Source organism: Collinsella aerofaciens (assembly GCF_902501475.1).
GTDB classification, from domain to species: Bacteria; Actinomycetota; Coriobacteriia; order Coriobacteriales; family Coriobacteriaceae; genus Collinsella; species Collinsella aerofaciens_AL.
On record NZ_CABWIF010000037.1, the window covers coordinates 1 to 2,045 of the forward strand.

1 protein-coding gene is annotated in these 2,045 nt (G+C 52.5%); it reads left to right on the forward strand.

The window, feature by feature from the left end:
- Positions 1–118 precede the first annotated feature (118 nt).
- Entirely contained in the window at positions 119–1,384 is a 1,266-nt protein-coding gene (locus GDJ93_RS07180) for an ATP-binding protein (RefSeq protein ID WP_193221484.1), read from the forward strand.
- Positions 1,385–2,045: the final 661 nt, after the last annotated feature.

The window sequence follows — 2,045 nt, forward strand, 5'->3', positions numbered from 1 at the left end:
CATGTTTAATCTGTTTCGTTAACTGAAATGCGTAAATCTGGTTAATCAAAAAAGCAAAATCTGGTTAAATGAAAATGGTAAATTTAGTTAAACGCGCTGGTAATCAATGGTGAAAAACATGCCAAAAAAGTACTACACTCGAATTATCGAAAATGAGCTCGACCAGATGCTGGGGATATTCGGTGCCGTTCTCATCGAAGGACCGAAATGGTGTGGAAAGACAACCACAGCCGGGACCCGTGCGGCGTCCAGGCTCCTTCTCATGGACCCGTCGCGCAACTTCGAGAATCGCTTGCGTGCCGAGACGGACCCGGCGCTTGCCGTTTCCGGCGAGGTGCCGCGGCTGATCGACGAATGGCAGGAGGTTCCGAAACTTTGGGACGCGGCGCGGTTTGAGTGCGACAACCGCGGCGGCGAGCCTGGCCAGTTCATATTTACGGGGTCGGCGACGCCGCGAGACAATGAGCGGCCGATGCACAGTGGCGCTGGAAGGTTCGCTAAATTGCGCATGGATACCATGACGCTTTTCGAACTTGGGAAATCTAGCGGCGCGGTTAAGCTGTCGGGCATTATTTCTGGCGAAAAGTTCAATGGCGCTTTCGGGTCGTTGGATTCTGCCTCGATTGCCGAGTGCGTTGTCCGTGGTGGATGGCCCGCGGCGGTCGGTCGCGATGCGCTGGCTGCGTCGGCGATGGCGAAACGTTACATCGGCATAGTCGCCGAAGAAGATTTGTCTCGTGTTGATGGCTCTCGACGCGATCCCGAAAAGGTCAAAGCTGTCATCGAATCGCTTGCGCGTAATGAATCCACTTTGGCGACACTCAAGACGCTCGTAGCTGATCTTGGTGGAGAAGTGTCGAGACAAACGGCGGCATCGTATATATCTCTTCTCGCACGGGTTAGCTTCGTTCGCGATATTCCCGCGTGGAATCCAGCAATGAGATCTCCGGTGCACTTAAGAGAATCAAAGAAGCATCATCTTGCTGACCCGTCACTGGCGGCCGCTGCGCTCGGGGCGACTCCGGAGACTTTGCTGTTAGATTTCAAGACGCTTGGACTACTTTTTGAATCGCTGGCGCTCCATGATTTGTGGGTCTATGCGCGAGCAAACGGAATGAGTCTCTATCACTATCACGATTCTCGTGATCTAGAGGTCGATGCAGTCATTGCGGCTCCTGGTGGGACCTGGATCCCGGTCGAAGTTAAACTCAGCTCTGCTCAAATAGAAGAGGCATCTGACAATCTTGTTGCTGTCGAGGAACGTATGGTTGCTGCTGGAAACACCCCGCCGGTTTCTAAAGTAGCGATTATTGGATTTGGCTCACAAGCCTATGTTACCGACCGCGGTGTCCAAGTTGTTCCCTTGGATGTTCTTGCGCCGTAATGCTGCGGGCGAAGTGAAATCGACGCCGCAGTTTCTAAATCTGTTTTCTGAGATCTAAACCGCGAAACTCAAAAACTCACCGTCTTGATTTTCATTTGAATCGAATCGCGCCCGCGCAAAAGTCAAAACGACTCGCGCGGGCGTTTCGTTTTTTCATATCGCATTTCATATCGCGTCAAAACAAAACGCGAGTTTTGAAAATAGATAGCGACCATCGGTCGCGATCGTAGGCGTGTGTGCACGCCGCATGAAAATCGACTCGCCATTCGATTCGTAATGCGAGCCGCGTCAGCTTTCGACAAATCCAACAGCGCTGCGAGTCACGCTAATGACTCTCCGCGCCATTGAAATTGTCGAAAGCTGTCTCAACTTTTTCGCAAACGCCATGAAAACGATTCGACGAAGTCGAATGTTTGCGTCGCGGGCGCCGCAAACCCGCTTCGCAAAAATGCAAACACTCGGCATCCCTCGCATTCGCATTTCCGCTCCGCTCTCGCTACAGCGAACTTCTAACACTCAGCATCCTTCGCGTTAAAAATTCGCTTCCGCTCACGGTCTTCACGCAGTTACAACGCCGCGAGGCCTCTCGCTTGGAATGAGGCCTCTCATTCCACGTCTACACTGCGTTTCGCCCAATCACCGTTCCGGAGATTGCAAGATG

Excerpts from the sequence above, each read along its gene's own strand:
- GDJ93_RS07180 (WP_193221484.1), top strand. The coding sequence starts at position 119 with ATGCCAAAAAAGTACTACACTCGAATTATCGAAAATGAGCTCGACCAG.